This is a genomic window from Aquabacterium sp. (assembly GCF_030652515.1).
Lineage (GTDB): Bacteria > Pseudomonadota > Gammaproteobacteria > Burkholderiales > Burkholderiaceae_C > Aquabacterium.
This window is the reverse complement of the sequence record NZ_JAUSAR010000180.1, coordinates 11,678-32,629: the sequence shown is the minus strand read 5'-3', so window position 1 is coordinate 32,629 and position 20,952 is coordinate 11,678. Positions and strand designations below refer to the sequence as shown.

The following is a 20,952-nucleotide window of genomic DNA, read 5'->3' as shown; positions in this document are numbered from 1 at the left end:
ACCAGATATAGCGTTTACAGTTACCAGCGTGACAGCTCAGATCAAGCGCAAAACTAAGGCCTCCCCGCCGTTTCCGGGAGGCCTTAACTCCGAAGGGAATCACATGCAAACGACCCCGTCCAGCACTGGCCAAACCACGGCCAACGTCTTCCCCACCAGCCCCAGCGACGCCACCAACGCGCCTCGCCAGTCGGCCTACGCCGGCTACCAGATCATCCGCCGCAATGGCGCGGTCGTTTCCTTTGAACCCAATAAGATCGCCGTCGCGCTGATGAAGGCCTTCCTGGCCGTTCACGGAACGCAAGGCGCGGCCTCGGCCAGCGTGCGCGAAACCGTCGACGGCCTGACCGAAAATGTCGTGCGCGCCCTGATGCGTTCGCGTCCCGGTGGCGGCACTTTCCACATTGAAGACGTGCAAGACCAGGTCGAGTTGGGCCTGATGCGTGGCGGCCACCACGAGATCGCTCGTGCTTATGTGCTGTACCGCGAACGCCGCTCGCAAGAACGTGCCCAACAAAAGGCGACCGCCCCCGCCGTGGCGCAACCTCTGCTGACCGTCATCGACCGCGGCCAACGCATCCCCCTGGACCTGGCCCGCCTGGAAGGCTTGATCGAAGCCGCCTGCGAAAACCTGGGCGCTGACGTCAAGGCCGCCCCCATCCTGGCCGAAACGCACCGCAACCTGTACGACGGCGTGGCCCTCGACGAGGTCTACAAGGCCGCCATCCTGGCCGCCCGCACCCGCATCGAACACGATCCGGGCTACACGCACGCCACCGCCCGCTTGCTGATGCACACCATCCGCCGCGAAATCCTGGGCGACGAAGTCACCCAAGGCGAAATGGCCGCGCGTTACGCCGAATACTTCCCCACCTATATCAAGAAGGGTGTGCAACTTGAACTGCTCGACGAGAAGATGCAGCAGTTCGACCTGGCCCGCCTGGGTGCCGCCCTGAAGGCCGAGCGCGATCTGAATTTCGACTACCTCGGCCTGCAGACCCTGTACGACCGCTACTTCCTGCACACCGAAGGCCAGCGCATCGAGATGCCGCAAGCCTTCTTCATGCGCGTGGCCATGGGCCTGGCCCTCAACGAAATCGACCGCGAAACCCGCGCCATCGAATTCTATGAAGTGCTGTCCAGCTTCGACTTCATGTCGTCCACCCCCACACTGTTCAACGCCGGCACCCGCCGCTCGCAGTTGTCCAGCTGCTACCTGACCACCGTGCCCGATGATCTGGACGGCATTTACGAAGCCATCAAGGAAAACGCCCTGCTGTCCAAGTTCGCCGGCGGCCTGGGCAACGACTGGACACCCGTGCGCGCCCTCGGCTCCCACATCAAGGGCACCAACGGCAAATCGCAAGGCGTGGTCCCCTTCCTGAAAGTGGTCAACGACACCGCCGTCGCCGTCAATCAAGGTGGCAAGCGCAAGGGCGCCGTCTGTGCGTATCTTGAATCGTGGCACCTGGACGTCGAAGAATTCCTGGAGCTGCGCAAGAACACCGGCGACGACCGCCGCCGCACCCACGACATGAACACGGCCAACTGGATCCCGGACCTGTTCATGCGCCGCGTGATGGAAGGTGGCCAGTGGACTTTGTTCTCGCCCGCCACTTGCCCCGACCTGCATGACAAGTTCGGCAAGGACTTCGAAGAGGCCTACACGCGCTACGAAGAAAAGGTTGCCCGTGGCGAAATCAAGCTCTTCAAGCAACTGCCCGCCAACGACCTGTGGCGCAAGATGCTGTCGATGCTGTTCGAAACCGGCCACCCCTGGATCACCTTCAAGGACGCCTGCAATGTGCGCTCGCCCCAGCAGCACGTTGGCGTGGTTCACTCGTCCAACCTGTGCACCGAGATCACGCTGAACACCAACGGCGGCGAAATCGCGGTCTGCAACCTGGGCTCGGTCAACCTGTCGCAGCACATCATCAACGGCGCGAATGGTAAAGACCTCGACCACGACAAGCTGAAGAAAACCATCACGACCGCCATGCGCATGCTGGACAACGTGATCGACATCAATTACTACGCTGTCAAGAAAGCCCGCGACTCGAACCTGCGCCACCGTCCCGTCGGTCTGGGCATCATGGCCTTCCAGGACAGCCTGTACCAAATGCGCATTCCGTACGCCAGCCAGGCCGCCGTCGATTTCGCCGACCGCTCGATGGAAGCCGTCTGCTACTACGCCTACTGGGCCTCGACCGTGCTGGCCGAAGAACGTGGCCGCTACTCTAGTTACAAGGGTTCGCTGTGGGACCGCGGCATCCTGCCGATCGATTCGATCAAGCTGCTGGCCGAACAGCGGGGCGGCTACGTCGAAGTCGACACCTCGCACACCATGGCCTGGGACGCCCTGCGCCACCGCATCGACACGCACGGCATGCGCAACTCCAACTGCGTCGCCATCGCACCCACCGCCACCATCTCCAACATCGTTGGCGTCGATGCCTCGATCGAACCTTGCTTCGGCAACCTGTCGGTCAAGTCCAATCTGTCGGGCGAGTTCACCGTGGTCAACCAGTACCTGGTCCGCGATCTGAAAAAATTGGGCCTGTGGGACGACGTCATGGTGATGGACTTGAAGCACTTTGACGGCTCGCTGCGCCGCATCGACCGCGTGCCTGAAGAGCTCAAGAGCCTGTACGCCACGGCCTTCGAAGTCGAGCCCGTGTGGTTGGTCGAAGCCGCCTCGCGTCGCCAGAAATGGATCGACCAGGCTCAGTCGCTCAACATCTACATGGCCGGTGCATCGGGCAAGAAGCTGGACGAGACCTACAAGCTCGCCTGGTTGCGTGGCCTCAAGACCACGTACTACCTCCGCACCGTTGGCGCCACGCATGCCGAGAAGTCCACCGTGTCGCGCGGTCAACTCAACTCGGTGTCCAACATGAGCGGCACATCAAGCAACGTTGCTGCACCGCAAACAGCAGAGCCTCAAATGAGCGAGCCCGCCACCGACATCAAGTTCTGCGCGATCGACAACCCCGATTGCGAAGCCTGTCAGTGATGCATTGAACAAGGCCTCGAAAGAGGCCTTGTTCATCTCTCGACTTAACTTTGTTGATTCAATGAGTGCACTTCGACGCAAGACCGCAACAAACTGGGGCTTGTACTGTCAAGAAGTGCTTGGTGTTTTTCACAACACCCTTTCATAATTCGAACCCATAGGATGTATACACCATGTTGGTCTGGGAAGACGACGCACCATCAAGCTCTTCAGTATCTGGCGCTTCAGCTCCTTCATCGCAACGCGATGCACGGGAAGTGAATGCGTCGGTCCTTCAAACTGTGACAGCTGCATCCTTCAACCACCCCGTTCCAAGCACCGCATCGGCCGCCACAGCGCACGTGCAACGCGCGGCTGCGCCCGTCGCTCGCCGCGTCAATGCCGCTGACAAGCGCATCATCAATGGTCAGACCGACGTCAACCAATTGGTGCCCTTCAAGTACAAGTGGGCTTGGGAAAAGTACCTCGCCACTTGCGCCAACCATTGGATGCCGCAAGAAGTGAACATGTCGCGCGACATCGCCTTGTGGAAAGACCCCAATGGTCTGACCGAAGACGAGCGCCGCATCGTCAAGCGCAACCTCGGCTTCTTCGTGACCGCCGATTCGCTGGCCGCCAACAACATCGTGCTGGGCACCTACCGCCACATCACGGCGCCCGAGTGCCGCCAGTTCCTGTTGCGCCAGGCCTTTGAAGAAGCCATCCACACCCACGCGTATCAGTACATTGTTGAATCGTTGGGCCTGGATGAAAGCGAAATCTTCAACGCCTACAACGAAGTCCAATCCATCCGCGACAAGGATGAGTTCCTGATCCCCTTCATCGAAGCGATCAGCGATCCTCACTTCCACACCGGCACGCACGAGACCGACCAGACCTTGCTCAAGTCGCTGATCGTGTTCGCCTGCCTGATGGAAGGCCTGTTCTTCTACGTCGGCTTCACGCAGATCCTGGCCCTGGGCCGCCAGAACAAGATGACCGGTGCCGCCGAGCAGTACCAGTACATCCTGCGCGACGAGTCCATGCACTGCAACTTCGGCATTGACCTGATCAATCAGCTCAAGCTGGAGAACCCGCACCTGTGGACCGCCGACTTCAAGGCCGAGATCAAAGCCCTGTTCCTTAAAGCTGTCGAACTTGAGTACCGATATGCAGAAGACACCATGCCACGTGGCGTGCTGGGCATGAACGCATCGATGTTCAAGGGTTATCTGCGCTACATCGCCAACCGCCGTGCCGCACAGATTGGGCTGGAAGAACTCTTCGCCAACGAAGAGAACCCCTTCCCGTGGATGAGCGAAATGATCGACCTGAAGAAAGAACGCAACTTTTTCGAAACCCGAGTCATTGAATATCAGTCGGGCGGCGCCCTGAGCTGGGATTGATCCTTGCCCAGAGCACCGCACCGGCGTACCCCATTCATCACACCGCGCTCAGATCCTAGGGGGCGTTGGGTGATGAATCGCTGTACCGCATTCAGCGGTGCAGTGCTCTTTGCAACTTGATCAAGGAGATCCGTATGGCAACTGCGAAAAAAGTGGCACCTAAGAAGGCAGCCCCGGCCAAGAAGGCCGCCGTGAAGAAGGCCGCTCCGGCCAAGAAAGTCGCTGTGAAGAAGGCAGCACCGGCCAAGAAAGCCGCTGTCAAGAAGGCAGCTCCTGCTAAAAAAGCAGCAGTGAAGAAGGCAGCACCGGCCAAGAAGGCCGCTGTGAAGAAGGCAGCTCCTGCTAAAAAAGCAGCAGCTAAAAAGGCGCCCGCCAAAAAGGCAGCGCCGGCCAAGAAGGCCGCAGTGAAGAAGGCAGCTCCCGCTAAAAAGGCAGCCCCCGCTGCCAAGAAGCCAGCTGCCAAAAAAGCTGCTGCCAAAAAGCCTGCCCCTGCCAAGCCTGCCCCTGCGGCCAAAAAGCCCGCTTCGGCCAAGCCTGCCGCGAAGACCACGCTGAGCCCTCAAGCCGCGTGGCCCTTCCCGACTGGCAACAAGCCCTGAGTTCAGCCGCAAGGTTGAACTGGCGGATGGCAACAGCCTTTCGCCTTTCAAGCCCGGCTCCGGCCGGGCTTTTCTTTGCCCGATGAAAAATGATCCCCACATCCCGGCCGCCTGGCCCTGCCTGAGACTGGAAGGCAAAGCCCCACGCCAACGCCTCATCATCGACTTGAGCGTTTCGCCCAACGCCAAACGCACCGAGGTGGTGGGCTGGCACGATGGCGCCTTGCGCGTGCGCCTGGCCGCACCACCGGTGGATGGCGCCGCCAATGACGCCTTGCGGCGCTGGTTGGCCACCGAGCTCAAATTGCCCCAATCCAGCATCGAACTGGTCAGGGGCGCCACGGCGCGACGCAAACAATGGGCACTGGACAGCACCATGGCCCACGTCTGCGGCTGGATGGATCGCCTGGTTCAAACCGGCCAATTGCCCCCCTGGCCGCCTTGAAAAGTGCAGAACATCGGATTGCGGACCAGGAAAGGCCTGCATTGCCTTAAGCTACACGGTTTGACGAAAGTAACTCGCAAAGCGAGCATTCCATGGCCCAGTACGTTTTCACCATGAACCGCGTCGGGAAGATCGTTCCCCCGAAACGGCAGATCCTCAAAGACATCACCCTGAGTTTTTTCCCGGGCGCCAAGATCGGCGTGCTGGGCGTGAACGGTTCGGGCAAGTCCACCTTCCTCAAGATCATGGCGGGCGTGGACAAGGACATCGAGGGCGAAGCCGTCCCGATGCCCGGCATCAACATCGGCTACCTGCCGCAAGAGCCGGTGATGAACCCCGAGCAGACCGTTCGCGAGGCCGTTGAAGAAGGCATTGGCGGCGTCCTGGCCGCCAAGAAGCGCCTGGACGAGGTCTACGCCGCCTACGGTGAAGAAAACGCGGATTTCGACGCGCTGGCCGCCGAGCAAGGCGAGCTGGAGGCGATCATCGCCGCCGGTGGCTCCGAAAACACCGACCTGCAATTGGAACTGGCCGCCGACGCCTTGCGCCTGCCCGCCTGGGACGCCAACATCGGCCAGTTGTCCGGTGGCGAAAAGCGCCGCGTGGCCCTGTGCCGACTGCTGCTGTCCAAGCCCGACATGCTGCTGCTCGACGAGCCCACCAACCACTTGGACGCCGAATCGGTCGACTGGCTGGAACAGTTCCTGAGCCGCTTCTCCGGTACCGTGGTGGCCATCACCCACGATCGCTACTTCCTGGACAACGCCGCCGAGTGGATCCTTGAACTGGACCGTGGGTCGGGCATTCCTTACAAAGGCAACTACTCCGACTGGCTGGACCAGAAGGGCAAGCGCCTGGAGCAAGAGCAAAAAACCGAAGACGCCCGCGCCAAGGCCCTGAAGCAAGAGCTGGAATGGGTTCGCAAGAACACCAAAGGCCGCCAGGCCAAGAGCAAGGCCCGCTTGGCCCGTTTCGAAGAACTGAGCGACGTCGACTACCAGAAGCGCAACGAGACCAACGAAATCTTCATCCCCGTGGCCGAGCGCCTGGGCAATGAAGTCATCGAGTTCACCGGCGTGTCCAAGAGCTTCGGCGATCGCCTGCTGATCGACAACCTGAGCTTCAAGATCCCCGCTGGCGCCATCGTGGGCATCATCGGCCCCAACGGTGCGGGCAAGTCCACGCTGTTCCGCATGATCCAGGGTGTCGAGCAACCCGACAGCGGCACCGTCACCATCGGCAAGACCGCGCAACTGGCTTTCGTTGACCAAAGCCGCGACGGTCTGGCCGCCGACAACACCGTGTGGCAGGACGTTTCCGGCGGCCTGGACAACATCGTGGTGGGCAAGTTCGTGATGCCCTCGCGCGCCTACCTGGGCCGCTTCAACTTCAAGGGCAACGACCAGCAAAAGCTGGTGGGCAACCTGTCGGGCGGTGAACGCGGTCGCCTGCATTTGGCCAAGACGCTGGCACAAGGCGGCAACGTCCTGATGCTGGACGAACCCTCCAATGACCTGGACGTCGAAACGCTGCGCGCGCTGGAAGACGCGCTGCTGGAGTTCGCCGGCAGCGCCATGATCATCTCCCACGATCGATGGTTCCTGGACCGCATCTGCACCCACATCCTCGCGTGCGAAGGCGATTCGCAATGGTTCTTCTTTGATGGCAACTACCAGGAGTACGAAGCCGACAAGAAGAAACGCCTGGGCGAAGAAGGCGCGCGCCCCAAGCGCGTGCGCTTCAAGCCCATTCGCTGATCACCGCGTTGACCAATCTCAAGCCCGCTTTCACGCGGGCTTTTTTTTGGCGATTCGCCCGCAAGGCAGGGGTCATCCCTAGGGTTTACGTCGTCGCCGCATGAAGCTAGGGGGCTAGAATTTCGTGGAGTAGTTGGCGACTTGTCGCGCCCCTGAAAAACACCCTCTGGAGACCCCTCAATGATTCCTCGGATGACCCGAATCCTCACCGCCTCCGTGGTGGCTCTTTCCACCTTGACCATGAGCGGATGCGCCTTGCTGGAGTCGGGTACCAGTGGCGTCACGCTGAACATCCTGGAAGAAGGCTTCACGCCGCCAACGCTCAAGCTCGGCGACGTGGACATGGGCTGCACCTTCGCGCTGGCCAACGGCCCGCTGGTGGGCGCCGCCCGCAACTTCTACGGCGACCCGTCGCTGATGGAAACCGTGATGTTGCAATCGGCCGCTGTGTGCTCCGACGCCCGGGCCATCGAAGAAGAGTTGCGCTACATCCGCGCATCGCGCGAAAAGCGCTCTGACGAAGCCCAGGATGCCCGCATTGCTCAAAAGCGCCTGATGGCCTTGTCGGCACACCGTCAGGTCACCTCGTTCGAGCGCATGCGCACCAAGCTTGAACAAAAATACTTCTTCAAGTACGGCAAGAACTGCCCGAAGTTCAAGCGCGACTTTGATGAAATGGTCTACCTGCTGGGCTCGGTCTCTGGCGTGCAAGCCGTTCAAAGCGACATGGGTGCACAACAAGCCGTGGGCGTCTCGCTGGACATCCCCCCTCAGGTTGAATTCGCCATGACCTGCCTGGACAACAAGAAGTGGTGGGGCGCCCCCCAAGCCTTGCGCGCCGCGCTGTGGAGCATCATCCCTGGCGGCGCTGACGGCAAGGACGTCAAGGGCACCTTTGAAACCAACATGACCATTGGCGAACAAGCCGGCGTGCGCCTGCCTCATGTGATGGCCGCCATTGCCGCGCAATCGGCTGATGACACGGCTGCCGTGCGTGCTGCCATCAAGCGTTTTGCCACCATCGAGAACTTCAAGGTCAACACCGATTACCGCCTGGTGGACTCGATTGCCGAAGCCCAGATGATCATCATCTCTGACCGCATGTGGACTCAGAACACGGGCTCGCGCACCCCCATCAACAGCCTGGGCAAGTTCTGGGATGACAAGGCCAGCGGCCCTGCCATCGATGCCGACAGCTTCCTCAAATAAATGCGTTTAACGCATTGAATTTACTAGGGAAACTCCTTCCCCCGTGGGCGGGGGGCGGGGTTTACCTGAGGGGGCATTTGGGCGGCTATAGTTACAAAGTTAACGATCACGCGCACAGCCGTGGTCAGATTTTTACGCACTGAAAAACAAAGCGTAGTTGGCGCCGATCCACCATCGGCGCATGTTTTTTCTGGTACCTAGGAGACTTCATGAAGATGGTCAAGACCATGAGCAAGATCAGCGCCGCTGCCGTTTTGGCGTTGAGCGCAATGTCAACAGCACAGGCCGCCCAACGGATCTGCGTGTATGACCTGTTGGGCGCCTCAGGTGACCTCTTCAGCATGGCCAAGGACTACGTGATCGGAGCTCAACGACACGGCGTGTCGATTGAGCTCAAGGGCTACACCGACGAACGTGTCGCGACCGAAGATTTCCGCACGGGCCAATGCGATGGCCTGATTGCCACGGCATTCCGCACTCGTCAGTTCAACCCAGTGGCCGGTGCGATTGACTCGCTGGGGGCCACCACCATCGTCAAGGATGGCAAGATCGACATGACCGCCAGCTACGAAGTGGTGCGCCGCATCGTGCAAACCTTCTCCGATCCCAAGGCTGGCAAGCTGATGATCGATGGCAACTACGAAGTCGGTGGTGTGATCCCCCTGGGCGCGGCCTACCCAGTCGTCAACGACCGCAAGCTGAACACGGTGGAAGCATTGGCGGGCAAGCGCATCGCGTCGTTCGATTACGACAAGGCCCAGGCCGTGATGATCCAGAAGATCGGCGCGCAACCCGTGTCGGCCGACATCATGAACTTCTCGTCGAAGTTCAACAACGGCTCGGTGGACTTCATCGCCGCGCCCACCCTGGCCTACAAGCCACTGGAACTGCACAAGGGCATCGGCAAGAACGGCGCCATGGTGCGCTTCCCGATCCTGATCCTGACCTACCAGGTCATCCTGAACAAGACCAAGTTCCCAGAGGGTTTTGGAGACCAGTCACGCGACTACTGGCTGACCCAATTCGACCGCGCCTTGCAACTGGTCAAGCAATCCGACGCCAGCATCCCGCCCTCGACCTGGATGGAGCTGAGTTCCGAAAATGCCTACAAGTACACCCTGATGCTGCGCGAGTCACGCATCGACATCGCTCAGAAGGGCATGTATGACAAACGGGGGTTGAAAATCATCAAACGCATTCGTTGCAGCGTGAACCCTGCAGACCCTGAATGCGCGACCAAATCAGAAGAAGACTGGAAGTAAAGCTCAGGCCACATGACGGCCTGACTTCAAGCCAAAAAAACCGGGGGCCCAAAGCCCCCTTTTTCCTACTGGTGGACGCATTTTGCTGCGATGCACCAACTGAGCGATCATGATCACTTCTAACTCTCGACAAATCCTGGGGCGTTCCCCGCTGGAATGGTTCTCCAGCCTACCGGTGTTTGCACTGCTGCTGCTGACCTTGATCATTGGCACCGGCGAAATGGTGCATGGACAGTTGTTGCGACTGGGTGAGTCCATGTTCGGCGATCCCTCAGCGCAAGTGCAGTACTTCATGTTGCGGGCTGAGCCAACCAAGCCCAGCTGCGATGCCAATCAAGACATTGAGGCCGCGCTTCAAAAGCAAGCCGCAACCAAGGTAGGCAGTAGCGACGACGTCGATGACCTCTTCGGCGAGCAAGCCCCCCAAGATCCGGCCGTGGCACGCCGCTCAATGGAGCAGGCCATCGAGATCTGCAAGGCCAAGCACGATCTGTATCGCCGCGTGCAAGAGCACCAGACCACCCAGGTCAAGATTTACCGCACCATCGAGACCAGCTTCTTCGGCCTGTTTCAAATAGGCACCGAGAACCGACCCCTGATTCTGTTGCTGATGCTGTCCATCGCCGCCATCACCACCACACTGGGGTTCCACCACATCGGCATCCGTCCTGGCCACTACACCCGGGACTACCTGGTGCAATCCATCGCCCAAGCCATTGCGGCCGGATTGCTGCTGTACTCGTGTGTCAGCTATTACCAGATCCTGCAAGGGTCCGGCGTGCCGGTCGAACACCCGCTGCTGCACTATGTGTGGATGGCCTTCACTGCCGCCATCCTGCTGATCAACCTCAAGCGCATCGTGATGCCGGTGAAGTCGGAGCATGGCGATGGCACCTGGGGTGCGGCCTTCCTGGCCACCCCGCTGTATGCGTACATGGGCATCAACGCGGGCGTGTACTTTTTGCTGAACAACCACCCCTCGGGCCTGGCCATCTACGTCAACCAGCTGATGGAATTGCCCAACATCTTCCTGAACCTGGGCCTGTTCATCTTGGCGGGCATGCTGCTCAAGCAAAGCCGCATCGTTGACCTGTTCTTGGACCTGCTGCGTCCGTGGCGCCTGTCGCCCCAGTTGCTGACCTACATCATCCTGCTGGCCGCAGCCTTGCCCACCGCCTACACGGGCGCGTCGGGTATTTTCGTGATCGCTGCTGGCGGCATCATCTACCACGAGGTTCGCGCTGCGGGTGGTTCGCGTCAGTTCGCGCTGGGCGCCACGGCCATGTCCGGTTCGCTGGGTGTGGTGCTGCGCCCTTGCCTGCTGGTGGTGCTGATCGCCGCGCTGAACAAGGAAGTGACGACCAACGTCTTGTACCACTGGGGCTTCTATGTCTTCCTGCTGACCTCAACGCTGTTCTTCCTGGGCTCCCAAATGTTGCGCACGCAACGCGCCTCGATCGAGTCGTTCCGCGTGGCGATTCCCGGCACCCTGCGCGCCGTGATTCCCACCCTGCCCTATTTGGGTGTGGTGGTCGTCGTGATCGCCCTGTACCAGTACGGGCTGGACACCAAGCTGAATGAAATCACAGCACCCACGATCATGCCGGTCATGCTGTTGATCATCCTGATCTTCGACAAGATCATCAACAAGGGCAAGACCGAGATCACGCCGGACTACGCAAGCCATCGCCAGCCTGGGGTGGAACGCTCCATCCGTTTCGCCACCAACGAGACCATCGGCCACATTGGTGCCCTGCTCACCTTGATGACCTTGTCGCTGGCGATGGGTGGCGTGATCGAGCGCTCGGGCGTCATGAACAACTTCCCGCAGGTGTTCGAGAGTCATTGGACTGCGATGGCTTTCCTGGTCTTGACCATGGTGATTCTGGGCATGATCATGGATCCGTTCGGCGCTGTCGTGCTGGTGTCGGGCACCCTGGCTCCGATCGCCTATGCCAACAACATTGATCCAGTCCATTTCTGGATGATGGTGCTGGTGGCTTTTGAGCTGGGCTACCTGTCCCCCCCCGTTGCACTGAACCAGTTGCTGACGCGCCAAGTGATCGGAGAGGCCGAGGTCAGTCTGGCCGACCGCGAAGTCAAGCACCTGGGTTTCTACCGCCGCCACGAGCGTTGGATCCTGCCCCCGGTGGTCATGGCCATCGGCCTGTGCTTCGTGGCTTTCGGGCCCCTGTCGGTGCAGGACTTCCCTCAACTGTCCGCCGTCAAGGACTGGTTCCCACACCCGACCGAATAAGCTCGACGGCGACTTCGCCACAAAACCCGGCCCCTGCACTCGCACGGGCCGGGTTTTTTATTGATACTGGCCCTTGATGCCATTCCCAGGTTTTTCATGAGTCTGCACCGCACGCGTTCCGCCTTGTTCATCACCACCGTGGCACTGACCTTGTCCGGATGCAGCACCTTGCAAAGCGGAGCCATTCAGTTGATCGGCTGGAGCTCGACGCCCACGACCCCTCCGACGGCGGCCACCCCTGCTCAAATGCCTCCTCCCGGGCAGGCTCCCGCCTTCGACACGGTCATCAAGGGCGCTCAGCGCATGGACGGCCTGCTGCCCTTATGGAAGCGTCAAGACAAGGTCTGGATCGAGTTGACGCCCGCCAATCTGGGGCGCGCGTTTTTCCTGTCACCCACGGTGGTCACCGGGATTGGCGAGGCAGGCGTTTTTGGCGGGCTGATCACGAGTCGCTCGGCCCAGGTGGGGCGCCCCCAGTGGGTGGAGTTCCGCCGGGTTCAACAGCAGGTGCAACTGCTGGCCATGAACGCGGCCTACACGGCGCAAAAAGGCACGCCGCAAGAGCTCGCGGTTCAGGCCGCGTTTTCGCCCAGCCTGCTGGCCAGCGTGGGCGTGGCCAGTGCGCCTCAAGCCCAAACGGGCGCCATCCTGATCGAGGCCAACCCTTTGTGGGTGAACGACATGCTGGGGCTGGTGCTGCAGCTGCAGCGTGCCTACAAGCAAAGCTATGCGCTGGATTCGCGCAATTCGGCGTTGTCGGTGGCGCGCACCCAAAGCGACCATTTGAGCTTTGACATCCTGCACCATTTCGCCACCAACTCCATCGCAGCGGGCAATGGCTCAGCAGGCGGCGCAGCACCCGGCGTGCCCACCTCTGTGCCCGACCCCCGCAGCCTGTTCATCAATGTGCGCTACAGCCTGAGGTCCTTGCCGGAAACCGCCATGAAACCGCGTGCTGCGGATCCCCGCGTCGGCTACTTCACCACCACGGTGGCCGACTTCACGCAAGATCTCGCGCGCACCCCTCGGCAACGCTTCATCAGCCGCTGGCGGCTGGAGAAGAAAGACCCGGCGGCGGCCATGTCGGCGCCAGTTCAGCCCATCGTCTACCAGCTCGACCCCAACATCCCGCTGGCCTACCGCCCGGTCATCACCGAAGGCATCCTGGCGTGGAACAAGGCTTTTGAGGCCATTGGCATCAGCAATGCAATCCAGGTACGCGAGCCCGTGTCCGGCAAAGCTGACGAGGCCTCGGGGTCGGCCCGGGCCACCGTGCGCTGGATGACCAACAGCCAACCCGGTTTTGGCGCCATCGGGCCCACGCACGTGGACCCGCGCACCGGTGAAATCCTGCAGGCGGACATCGCGCTGGAAAGCCTGTCTTCACGCTCGATCCGCACCTTGCGCAGCGAGATCATCGCAGCCCCATCGACCCACTCAACCGACGACCAATGCGCACACGCGGCTGAAGCGGCCGAGCAACTGGGCTATGGCCTGGACCTGATGGCAACGTCAGGTCGGCTGGACCCGGACAGCCCGGACGTTCAGGCCTTCGTGCTGGCCTACCTGAAAGACACGACCATGCACGAGGTGGGCCACACCTTGGGTTTGCGACACAACTTTCGAGGCTCGCGCTGGCACACTGCCGAACAACTGGCTGATCCGGCCTTGACGCTGCGCGAAGGCAACAGTGCCTCGGTGATGGACTATGCGCCGATCAACCTGCCCTTGCCTGGTCGGCCCGCGCCCGCAGCCTTTCAAACCACCTTGGGGCCCTACGATTTCTGGGCCATCGAATATGGCTACAAGCCCTTGGGCACCCCGGAAGTGCTGGAGCTGCGGCACATTGCCGAGCGCAGCGCCGACCCGGCCTGGTCGGACAAACTGGACTTTGGCACCGACGAAGACGAGTACCTGGGGCTCGACCCGCAATCGCTGACCTTCGACCTGGGCCGCGATGCCGTGGTCTTCGCGCGCCAGCGCCTGATCATCGCCAAAGACCTGATCGGACGCCAGACCCAGGAGAAAGCCAGTACGGCGGATGACCCCAGCCTGCTTCGCCGCCGAGTCACCTACGCCTTGCGCGACGTGGGGCGCACGTCGCAAATCCTCTTGCGCCAGGTAGGTGGTTTGGTCACGCGGCGCAATGCGGCAGGCAGCGGTCGTGATCCCCTGGACCCGTTGCCCGCTGCCACCCAACGCGCGGCCCTGGAGCTGATCGCCCGTGAGCTGTTGTCACCACAAGCCCTGAGCCTGTCACCGGCCCTGCAACGACGCATGGCGCCAGACTATTTTGAGCGGGTCGAGGGCAGTGGCATCCGGACCGATTTTTCCATGGCCGACACGCTGCTGTCATTGCAACGCCTGGTGCTGACCTCCCTGATGGCCGACGGACTGGCCGAGCGCATGCTGGACAACATCGACCGCACGCGCGACCGCCGCGAAGCGCCGCTGACCCCGCGCGAGATGCACCAGCGCGTGAAGGACGCGGTGTGGGGGGCGCCAGTGAGCCCACCCACGGGAGACGACGCGCCCTGGCGGCGCAATCTGCAACGCGAGCACGTGAATCGGCTGTCCGCCCTGGTGGTGCGGTCGGCCAGCAGCCGAGCCGACGTGCGCTCGGTGGTCCGAGAGCAAGCCAGAAGCCTGCTGACCACGCTACGGTCCAGCCCATGGGGCAGCAGCACATCGAGCACCTCAGAAGCGCACCGCCGCGATTGCATTGAAACCCTGGAGCGCGCCCTCAGCGCATCGGTGGTCCGCGCAAGCCCCTGAAGGAGGGAGGCCGACAGGCCTGACAATGGGCGCTGCTAATTGATGCCCACCATGGACCTGCCCACGATTTTCTCCGCCTCCGGCCCCCTGGCCCGCGCCTTCGACGGCTACCACGTGCGCCACGAGCAAATCGAAATGGCGCAGGCGGTGGCGCAGGCCATTCACGACGCCAGCACCGTCGTGCTTGAAGCCGGCACCGGCGTGGGCAAGACTGCCGCCTACCTGGTGCCCTCCTTGCTGGAAGGCGGCAAGGTCATCGTGTCGACCGGGACCAAGGCCCTGCAAGATCAGCTCTTTCACCGCGACCTGCCCGCCGTGCGCGCGGCCCTGGCCGTGCCCGTCAAGGTGGCCTTGCTCAAAGGCCGCAGCAACTACCTGTGCTGGCACCATCTGAACGGCGCCAACCAGGACGCCATGCTGAGCAGCCGCCAGGAGGTCAAGGACCTGGGCCTGATCAACCGCTTCATCCACCTCAGCCCCACCGGCGACAAGGCTGAATGCCCCACCGTGCCCGAGCACGCCACCATCTGGGCGCGGGTCACGTCCACGCGCGAGAACTGCCTGGGCAGCGAATGCAAGCACTACACCGACTGCTTCGTGATGAAGGCCCGGCGCGAAGCCCAGGATGCCGATGTCGTCGTGGTCAACCACCACCTGTTCTTCGCCGACCTGATGCTGCGCGAGGAAGGTGTGCCTGAGTTGCTGCCCAACGCCCAGACCGTCATCTTTGACGAAGCCCACCAGTTGCCGGACACAGCCACGCTGTTCTTTGGCGACTCGGTTTCGACCGCGCAACTGCTGGACTTGCTGAGAGACGCGCTGGCCACCGGCCAGACCCAGGCTCGCGATGGGGCGAAATGGAATGATGTGCTGGCCCCGCTGGACCGCGCCACCCGCGATATGCGCCTGTGCTTTGGGCCTCAGACACAGCGTTTGGCCCAGCCCCAATTGGGCCCCACGCATCCACTGCACGCCGCCCTGCTCACCTTGCGCGAAGCCCTGTCCGAGGTGCGGGACACGCTGGAATCACAAGCCGACCGCAGCCCCGACCTGGCCCAGTTGCAGCGCCGCGCCCACGCGCTGATGCAGCGCTTGTCCGCCTGGGGCGCGCCAGAACGCGCGAACGAGCCCGAGCTGTGCTGGGTCGATGTGGGCAGCCATGGCCTGCAACTGCATCGCACGCCCATCTCCGTGGCCGATGTGTTCCGCCGCCAGCGCCTGGGGCTCACCGACAACGCCTTCGAAGCCGATGAAGACGGCGAGGAAGAAGCCGAGGCCAAGCCGCCAGCCGAAGCACCGCGCCGCGCCTGGATCTTCACCTCGGCCACCTTGGCGGTCAAAAACGACTTCACGCATTTCACCCAGGCTTTGGGGTTGGAGGATGCGCACTGCCTGGCCTGGTCCAGCCCTTATGACTACCCCACACAGGCCATGCTCTACGTGCCGGAGGGGTTGCCGCAGCCCAGCGCACCCAACCACACGGAAGCCCTGGTCGATGCCGCCCTGCCCCTGATCCGCGCCAACCGTGGCCGGGCCTTCGTGCTGTGCACCAGCCACCGCGCGGTGCAGCGGGCGGCCGACCACCTCAAGAAACTGTTCGAAGAAGGCGGTGATCCCTTCCCGGTCTTGCGGCAAGGCGATGCGCCCCGTCCCACCTTGCTGGACGACTTCCGGCGCGCGGGCAACGCCGTGCTGGTGGGCAGCCACAGCTTCTGGGAAGGCATTGACGTGAAGGGCGACGCCTTGACCCTGGTGGTCATCGACAAGCTACCCTTCGCACCGCCCGATGACCCCGTGCTGGCCAAGCGACTGGAACTGCTGGAGCAAGAAGGCGGCAACCCCTTCATGGAGCACCAGGTACCGCAGGCCATCATCGCTCTCAAGCAGGGCGCGGGCCGGTTGATCCGCAGTGAGACTGACCGGGGCGTGCTCATGATCGGCGACGTGCGCCTGATCGAAAAGCCCTACGGCAAGCGCATCTGGCAAAGCCTGCCGCCGATGAAACGCAGCCGCAAGGAAGATGACGTGGTGGCTTTCTTAAGCACCCTCTGAGCTGCTCGGTCAAACTTCCAGGTTGTCGATCAGGCGGGTCTTGCCCAGCTTGGCCGCGGTCACCACCACCAGGGGTTCGCTGCCCACCAATTCGGAGGCTGAAGGCGGCAACAGATCGCGCTGGCGGCGTATGCTGACGTAGTCCGGCACCCAGCCTTGCTGCCCGAGCTTCTCAAGGGCTTGAGCTTCGATCTTCGCCAGGCCATCGCAGGGCAATCCAGTGCGACCTGCCAGTACAAGATCGCGCACCCGCTGCAAAGCCTGCGACAACTGCACCGCCTGGGCACGCTCCTCCGTGCTCAGGTAGCCGTTGCGTGAAGACAAGGCCAAGCCATCGTCAGCCCTGGCCGTGTCGCCGCCCACGATGTCGATGGGCAAAGCCATTTGCCGCACCATGCCCTTGATGACCATGAGCTGCTGGTAGTCCTTCTTGCCGAACACCGCCGCGCGCGGCTGCACGATGTTGAACAGCTTGGCCACCACGGTGCACACGCCCGTGAAAAACCCCGGGCGGAATTCGCCCTCCAACAGATTGGCCAGCGCCTCGGGAGGCGTCACCTTGTAGCCTTGCGGCTCCGGATAAAGCTCGGCCTCATCAGGCGCGAACACCACGTCGCAACCGGCACCGGCCAACAGCTCGGCATCGCGCGCCAAAGTGCGGGGATAGCGGTCGAAATCTTCGTTCGGACCGAACTGCAGGCGGTTCACGAAGATGCTGGCCACCACCAGCCCGCGTCCCCAACTGCCTTGGTCGGCGATGCCGCGGGCTTGCCGGATCAAGGCCAGGTGGCCTTCATGCAGATTGCCCATGGTAGGAACGAACACCGGCGCGTTGGCGGCCTCGGCCACGGTGGTTCGCAACTCGGCAATGGTGTGGATGATCTTCATCATCAATACCCGTGGATGGCTTCGTCGGGGAAGCTGCCGTCTTTGACGGTGGACACAAAGCGGCGGATGGCATCATCGATGGAGCCGCCCTCGGCCATGAAGTTGCGCACGAAACGCGGCAACTTGCCCCGCGTGATGTTGAGCATGTCGTGCAGCACCAGCACCTGGCCGGCCGTGCGTTGCCCTGCGCCAATGCCGATGGTGATCATGCCGGGGTTGTCCGTCTGCACAGCGGCAGCCACATCGGAAGGCATCAGCTCCAGCACCGCCATGGCGGCACCCGCCTGCGCCAACTCCTTGGCATGGCGGCGCAAGGTCTCCGCGCCTGCGGCATCGCGGCCCTGGATGCGGTAGCCGCCCAAGGCATGCACGCTTTGCGGGGTCAGGCCCAAGTGGGCGCACACGGGGATGCCGCGCTCGGTCAAAAAGTGCACGGTCTCGGCCGTCCAGCCGCCGCCTTCGAGCTTGACCATCTGGGCACCAGCCTGCATCAGGGCCACGCTGGAACGCAGGGCCTGCTCGCGGTTCTCCTGGTAGCTGCCAAAGGGCAAATCGCTGATGACCCAGGTGTGGCGGTTGCCGCGCACCACGCAGCGGGTGTGGTAAATGATGTCGGCCAAAGACACCGGCACCGTGCTGGACTGGCCTTGCACGACCATGCCCAGCGAATCGCCGATCAGGATGCAGTCCACCCCGCAATCGTCCAGCAGGCGGGTCATCGACGACTCGTAGCAGGTCAGCATGGTGATTTTTTCACCCTGCGAATGCATCTCGCGCAGGCGGTGCAGGTTCAAGGGCTTGCGGGCGGGCAAGGCAGCGGGGGTCACTGAGCTCATGTCGCGGGGGTCTGGTGCCAAAGTGGCGCGATTCTAGGCCGACAAGTCACGGCGTGCGCGGGAAATTCTGCAAGTGCCCACGGGCGACTGGGGCTAGCGTGATATTCGACGTTTGCTGGCATTGCCTTGATGCACTGCCCGCGATGGCTGGGGCGAGGCTGCGGTGGGTTTGCTTTTTTGGGCAGCGCGGGGCGAGGGCTAGGCGGGTCTCCGGCGGGGCTTCATGTTGGTGGCCCCGCTTTTCAAGCGGGACTGCCTTGCGATGCTCGCGCCGAGGTGGGGCCGTGGAACTCGTTGCGCGGCCCTTGGCCGCTTCACTCAAACATCCACGGCCAGTCAGATGACGATGCGCGCCGCGCGCGCCCACCTCAGCGCTGTGCTTCTCAGCACCAACAAGGCGCCCCGCCGGAGGCCCGCCCAGCCTTTTTTCGCCCCGCTGGTGGCCTGCCTCGGCCGCCTATCGTGCCGCGCCACCAGCGGGGCGATCAGGGATGAGGCGGAGGCGGGCGGGGCGACTTCGGGGGCGTCGAGGCGCGCAGGCCACGGCGGGTTGCCCCTCGCGCAGCGAGGGGTCGGCGAGGACTGTTTGAGCTGCCGAAGGACAGCGAGTTCCGCAGCCGCCCGCCGTGGCCGAGCACCGCAGAGCAGTCCGCCGCTGCGGGGCGGACCGTCACCGCAGGAGCCCCGCTCGCCACCGACGCATCCCCGCCCCGCGCTGCCAGGACAAAACGCCAACGCCAACGCGAACTCAAAAACAAGTTCCCAACAAAAGGAAACACTGCACTAGCATCGCGACATGTCATTGACGATGTTTGGACAAGGCATGACCGCGTTTTGGACACAGCTGAATCAAATCGGCCTGGAAAAGGTCTTCCTGCTCCTGATGGGTCCGATTTTCGCAGCCTGCATGGCCTTTGAGGCCTGGTGGCTGAAGCGTCGGCAGCAACAGACTTACACGGTCAAAGGCACCTCCATCAACATCAGCCTGGCGCTGAGCCACGCGGTGGCCGACGGCATCGCCTGGGCCTTGCTGGTCGGCCTGTTCGACCTGATCTACCAGCACCGCCTGTTCGACATCCCGATCACCTGGTGGAGCGTGGTCGGGCTGCTGGTGGCGCAAGACTTTTGCTATTACTGGTTCCACCGCGCCAGCCACCGCGTGCGCTGGATGTGGGCCAGCCACGTGACCCACCATTCCGGCCAGACCATGAACCTGGCGACCGCCCTGCGGCAAAGCCCCACGTATCCCATCTCAGGCATGTGGGTGTTCTGGCTGCCCCTGGCCTGGATTGGGTTCGAAACCCGCCACGTGATCCTGGTGGTGGCCGTGAGCCTGGCCTATCAGTTCTTTGTGCACACCGAGTCGGTGCGAAAAATGCCCCGATGGTTCGAGGCGATCTTCAACACGCCTTCGCACCACCGCGTGCACCACGCGCGCAACCCGCAGTACCTGGACCGCAACTACGCTGGTGTGCTGATCATCTGGGACAAGCTGTTTGGCAGCTTCGTGCCCGAGGAGGCACCTTGCGACTACGGCATCGTCAAGCAGATCCACACCAGCAACCCGCTGGTGATGATGTTCCACGAGTGGCAGGCCATGGGGCGCGATGCGATGCGGCCAGGGCCGTTGTGGCAACGCCTCAAACACCTGTGGGCGCCGCCCGATTGGGAGCGCGTTGAGCGCACAGAGCGCTGATGATCAGGCTGGGTGGTAGGCCAGGCGCACGTAGATGGGCGCGAACGCCTCGGCCTGGGTGATCTCGAGCAGACGCTCCTTGCCCAGCTCCAGCAAGGCGATGAAAGTCACCACCAGCACCTGCGGGCCGCGCGACACGTCGAACAAATGCTCAAACTCGACAAAGCGCTGGCCTTGCAGGCGGCGCAGCACGATGCCCATGTGCTCGCGCACCGACAGCTCTTCGCGCGTGATGATGTGGTGCGTGTTGAGCTTGGCGCGCTTGAGGATGTCGGCCCAGGCTTCGCGCAGATCCACCAAAGCGACATCGGGGTGGCGCACGCGCACCGACGGGTCGTTGTGCACCTGCACTCGCAAAAAGTCGCGGCCCAGTTGCGGGATCCGGGTCAGCCCCGCCGCTGCCAGCTTCATTTGTTCGTATTCGATCAGGCGGCGAACCAGTTCGGCGCGCGGGTCCTCGGCCTCTTCACCATCCTCCGACTTCTTGGGCGGCAGCAGCATCCGAGACTTGATCTCGATCAGCATGGCGGCCATCAGCAGGTAATCGGAGGCGAGCTCGAGGTTGTGCTTGCGGATCTGGTCAACGTAGGCCAGGTACTGGCGCGTGACGTCGGCCAGCGGGATGTCCAGGATGTTGAAGTTCTGCTTGCGGATCAGGTAGAGCAGCAAGTCCAGCGGGCCTTCAAACGTCTCAAGGAAGACCTCGAGCGCATCGGGCGGGATGTACAGATCCAGCGGCATCGAGAACAAAGGCTCGCCATACAGGCGCGCCATCGCC

14 protein-coding genes are annotated in these 20,952 nt (G+C 62.3%); 11 read left to right on the top strand and 3 right to left on the bottom strand.

Features of this window, described 5'->3' with window-relative positions; genetic code table 11:
- Positions 1-103: 103 nt before the first annotated feature.
- The 10 genes from Q7V20_RS20690 to Q7V20_RS20645 all read left to right on the top strand — a co-directional run bounded on the left by Q7V20_RS20690 (position 104) and on the right by Q7V20_RS20645 (position 16,754).
- The gene (locus Q7V20_RS20690; protein WP_304795480.1) at positions 104-3,013 is read left to right on the top strand and encodes a ribonucleoside-diphosphate reductase subunit alpha; all 2,910 of its coding nucleotides are present in this window, start codon (positions 104-106) and stop codon (positions 3,011-3,013) included.
- Positions 3,014-3,186: 173 nt separating this feature from the next.
- The gene (locus Q7V20_RS20685) at positions 3,187-4,398 is read left to right on the top strand and encodes a ribonucleotide-diphosphate reductase subunit beta (RefSeq protein WP_304795478.1); all 1,212 of its coding nucleotides are present in this window, start codon (positions 3,187-3,189) and stop codon (positions 4,396-4,398) included.
- Between the two features lie 134 nt (positions 4,399-4,532).
- Positions 4,533-4,997, top strand: a complete 465-nt coding sequence (locus Q7V20_RS20680) for a histone H1-like DNA-binding protein (RefSeq protein WP_304795497.1) — start codon at positions 4,533-4,535, stop codon at positions 4,995-4,997.
- Between the two features lie 82 nt (positions 4,998-5,079).
- On the top strand, positions 5,080-5,442 hold the full coding sequence (locus tag Q7V20_RS20675) for a DUF167 domain-containing protein (protein ID WP_304795477.1): 363 nt from the start codon (positions 5,080-5,082) through the stop codon (positions 5,440-5,442).
- Between the two features lie 92 nt (positions 5,443-5,534).
- On the top strand, positions 5,535-7,199 hold the full coding sequence (gene ettA, locus Q7V20_RS20670) for an energy-dependent translational throttle protein EttA (protein WP_304795475.1): 1,665 nt from the start codon (positions 5,535-5,537) through the stop codon (positions 7,197-7,199).
- A gap of 192 nt (positions 7,200-7,391) precedes the next feature.
- Positions 7,392-8,408, top strand: coding sequence for a hypothetical protein (locus Q7V20_RS20665; RefSeq protein WP_304795473.1), 1,017 nt, complete (start codon positions 7,392-7,394; stop codon positions 8,406-8,408).
- 209 nt (positions 8,409-8,617) lie between these two features.
- Positions 8,618-9,670, top strand: a complete 1,053-nt coding sequence (locus tag Q7V20_RS20660) for a putative solute-binding protein (protein ID WP_304795471.1) — start codon at positions 8,618-8,620, stop codon at positions 9,668-9,670.
- Positions 9,671-9,779: 109 nt separating this feature from the next.
- Positions 9,780-11,927, top strand: coding sequence for a TRAP transporter large permease subunit (locus Q7V20_RS20655; RefSeq protein WP_304795469.1), 2,148 nt, complete (start codon positions 9,780-9,782; stop codon positions 11,925-11,927).
- 96 nt (positions 11,928-12,023) lie between these two features.
- Entirely contained in the window at positions 12,024-14,702 is a 2,679-nt protein-coding gene (locus tag Q7V20_RS20650) for a zinc-dependent metalloprotease (protein ID WP_304795467.1), read from the top strand.
- 51 nt (positions 14,703-14,753) lie between these two features.
- Positions 14,754-16,754 carry an ATP-dependent DNA helicase gene (locus Q7V20_RS20645; RefSeq protein WP_304795466.1) on the top strand — a complete coding sequence of 667 codons (2,001 nt, stop codon included), beginning with the start codon at positions 14,754-14,756 and terminating at the stop codon, positions 16,752-16,754.
- Positions 16,755-16,763: 9 nt separating this feature from the next.
- Here Q7V20_RS20645 and panC read toward each other — a convergent pair whose 3' ends face one another.
- Positions 16,764-17,642: a pantoate--beta-alanine ligase gene (panC, locus tag Q7V20_RS20640; RefSeq protein ID WP_304795495.1), complete on the bottom strand. Its 879-nt coding sequence runs from the start codon at positions 17,640-17,642 to the stop codon at positions 16,764-16,766.
- A gap of 2 nt (positions 17,643-17,644) precedes the next feature.
- The gene (gene panB / locus Q7V20_RS20635; RefSeq protein ID WP_304795464.1) at positions 17,645-18,478 is read right to left on the bottom strand and encodes a 3-methyl-2-oxobutanoate hydroxymethyltransferase; all 834 of its coding nucleotides are present in this window, start codon (positions 18,476-18,478) and stop codon (positions 17,645-17,647) included.
- Between the two features lie 823 nt (positions 18,479-19,301).
- Here panB and Q7V20_RS20630 point away from each other — a divergent pair.
- Positions 19,302-20,174 (top strand): sterol desaturase family protein, encoded by an 873-nt coding sequence (locus tag Q7V20_RS20630; RefSeq protein WP_304795462.1) that lies wholly within the window; start codon positions 19,302-19,304, stop codon positions 20,172-20,174.
- A gap of 3 nt (positions 20,175-20,177) precedes the next feature.
- Here Q7V20_RS20630 and Q7V20_RS20625 read toward each other — a convergent pair whose 3' ends face one another.
- Positions 20,178-20,948 (bottom strand): ScpA family protein, encoded by a 771-nt coding sequence (locus tag Q7V20_RS20625; RefSeq protein WP_304795493.1) that lies wholly within the window; start codon positions 20,946-20,948, stop codon positions 20,178-20,180.
- Between the last annotated feature and the right edge of the window lie 4 nt (positions 20,949-20,952).

Bases quoted from the DNA above. Each gene is read 5' to 3' on its own strand.
- panC (WP_304795495.1), bottom strand. From the start codon at position 17,642: ATGAAGATCATCCACACCATTGCCGAGTTGCGAACCACCGTGGCCGAG.
- Q7V20_RS20645 (WP_304795466.1), top strand. From the start codon at position 14,754: ATGGACCTGCCCACGATTTTCTCCGCCTCCGGCCCCCTGGCCCGCGCC.
- ettA (WP_304795475.1), top strand. From the start codon at position 5,535: ATGGCCCAGTACGTTTTCACCATGAACCGCGTCGGGAAGATCGTTCCC.
- Q7V20_RS20690 (WP_304795480.1), top strand. From the start codon at position 104: ATGCAAACGACCCCGTCCAGCACTGGCCAAACCACGGCCAACGTCTTC.
- Q7V20_RS20680 (WP_304795497.1), top strand. From the start codon at position 4,533: ATGGCAACTGCGAAAAAAGTGGCACCTAAGAAGGCAGCCCCGGCCAAG.
- panB (WP_304795464.1), bottom strand. From the start codon at position 18,478: ATGAGCTCAGTGACCCCCGCTGCCTTGCCCGCCCGCAAGCCCTTGAAC.
- Q7V20_RS20630 (WP_304795462.1), top strand. From the start codon at position 19,302: ATGACCGCGTTTTGGACACAGCTGAATCAAATCGGCCTGGAAAAGGTC.
- Q7V20_RS20675 (WP_304795477.1), top strand. From the start codon at position 5,080: ATGAAAAATGATCCCCACATCCCGGCCGCCTGGCCCTGCCTGAGACTG.
- Q7V20_RS20685 (WP_304795478.1), top strand. From the start codon at position 3,187: ATGTTGGTCTGGGAAGACGACGCACCATCAAGCTCTTCAGTATCTGGC.
- Q7V20_RS20655 (WP_304795469.1), top strand. From the start codon at position 9,780: ATGATCACTTCTAACTCTCGACAAATCCTGGGGCGTTCCCCGCTGGAA.
- Q7V20_RS20625 (WP_304795493.1), bottom strand. From the start codon at position 20,948: ATGGCGCGCCTGTATGGCGAGCCTTTGTTCTCGATGCCGCTGGATCTG.
- Q7V20_RS20650 (WP_304795467.1), top strand. From the start codon at position 12,024: ATGAGTCTGCACCGCACGCGTTCCGCCTTGTTCATCACCACCGTGGCA.
- Q7V20_RS20665 (WP_304795473.1), top strand. From the start codon at position 7,392: ATGACCCGAATCCTCACCGCCTCCGTGGTGGCTCTTTCCACCTTGACC.
- Q7V20_RS20660 (WP_304795471.1), top strand. From the start codon at position 8,618: ATGAAGATGGTCAAGACCATGAGCAAGATCAGCGCCGCTGCCGTTTTG.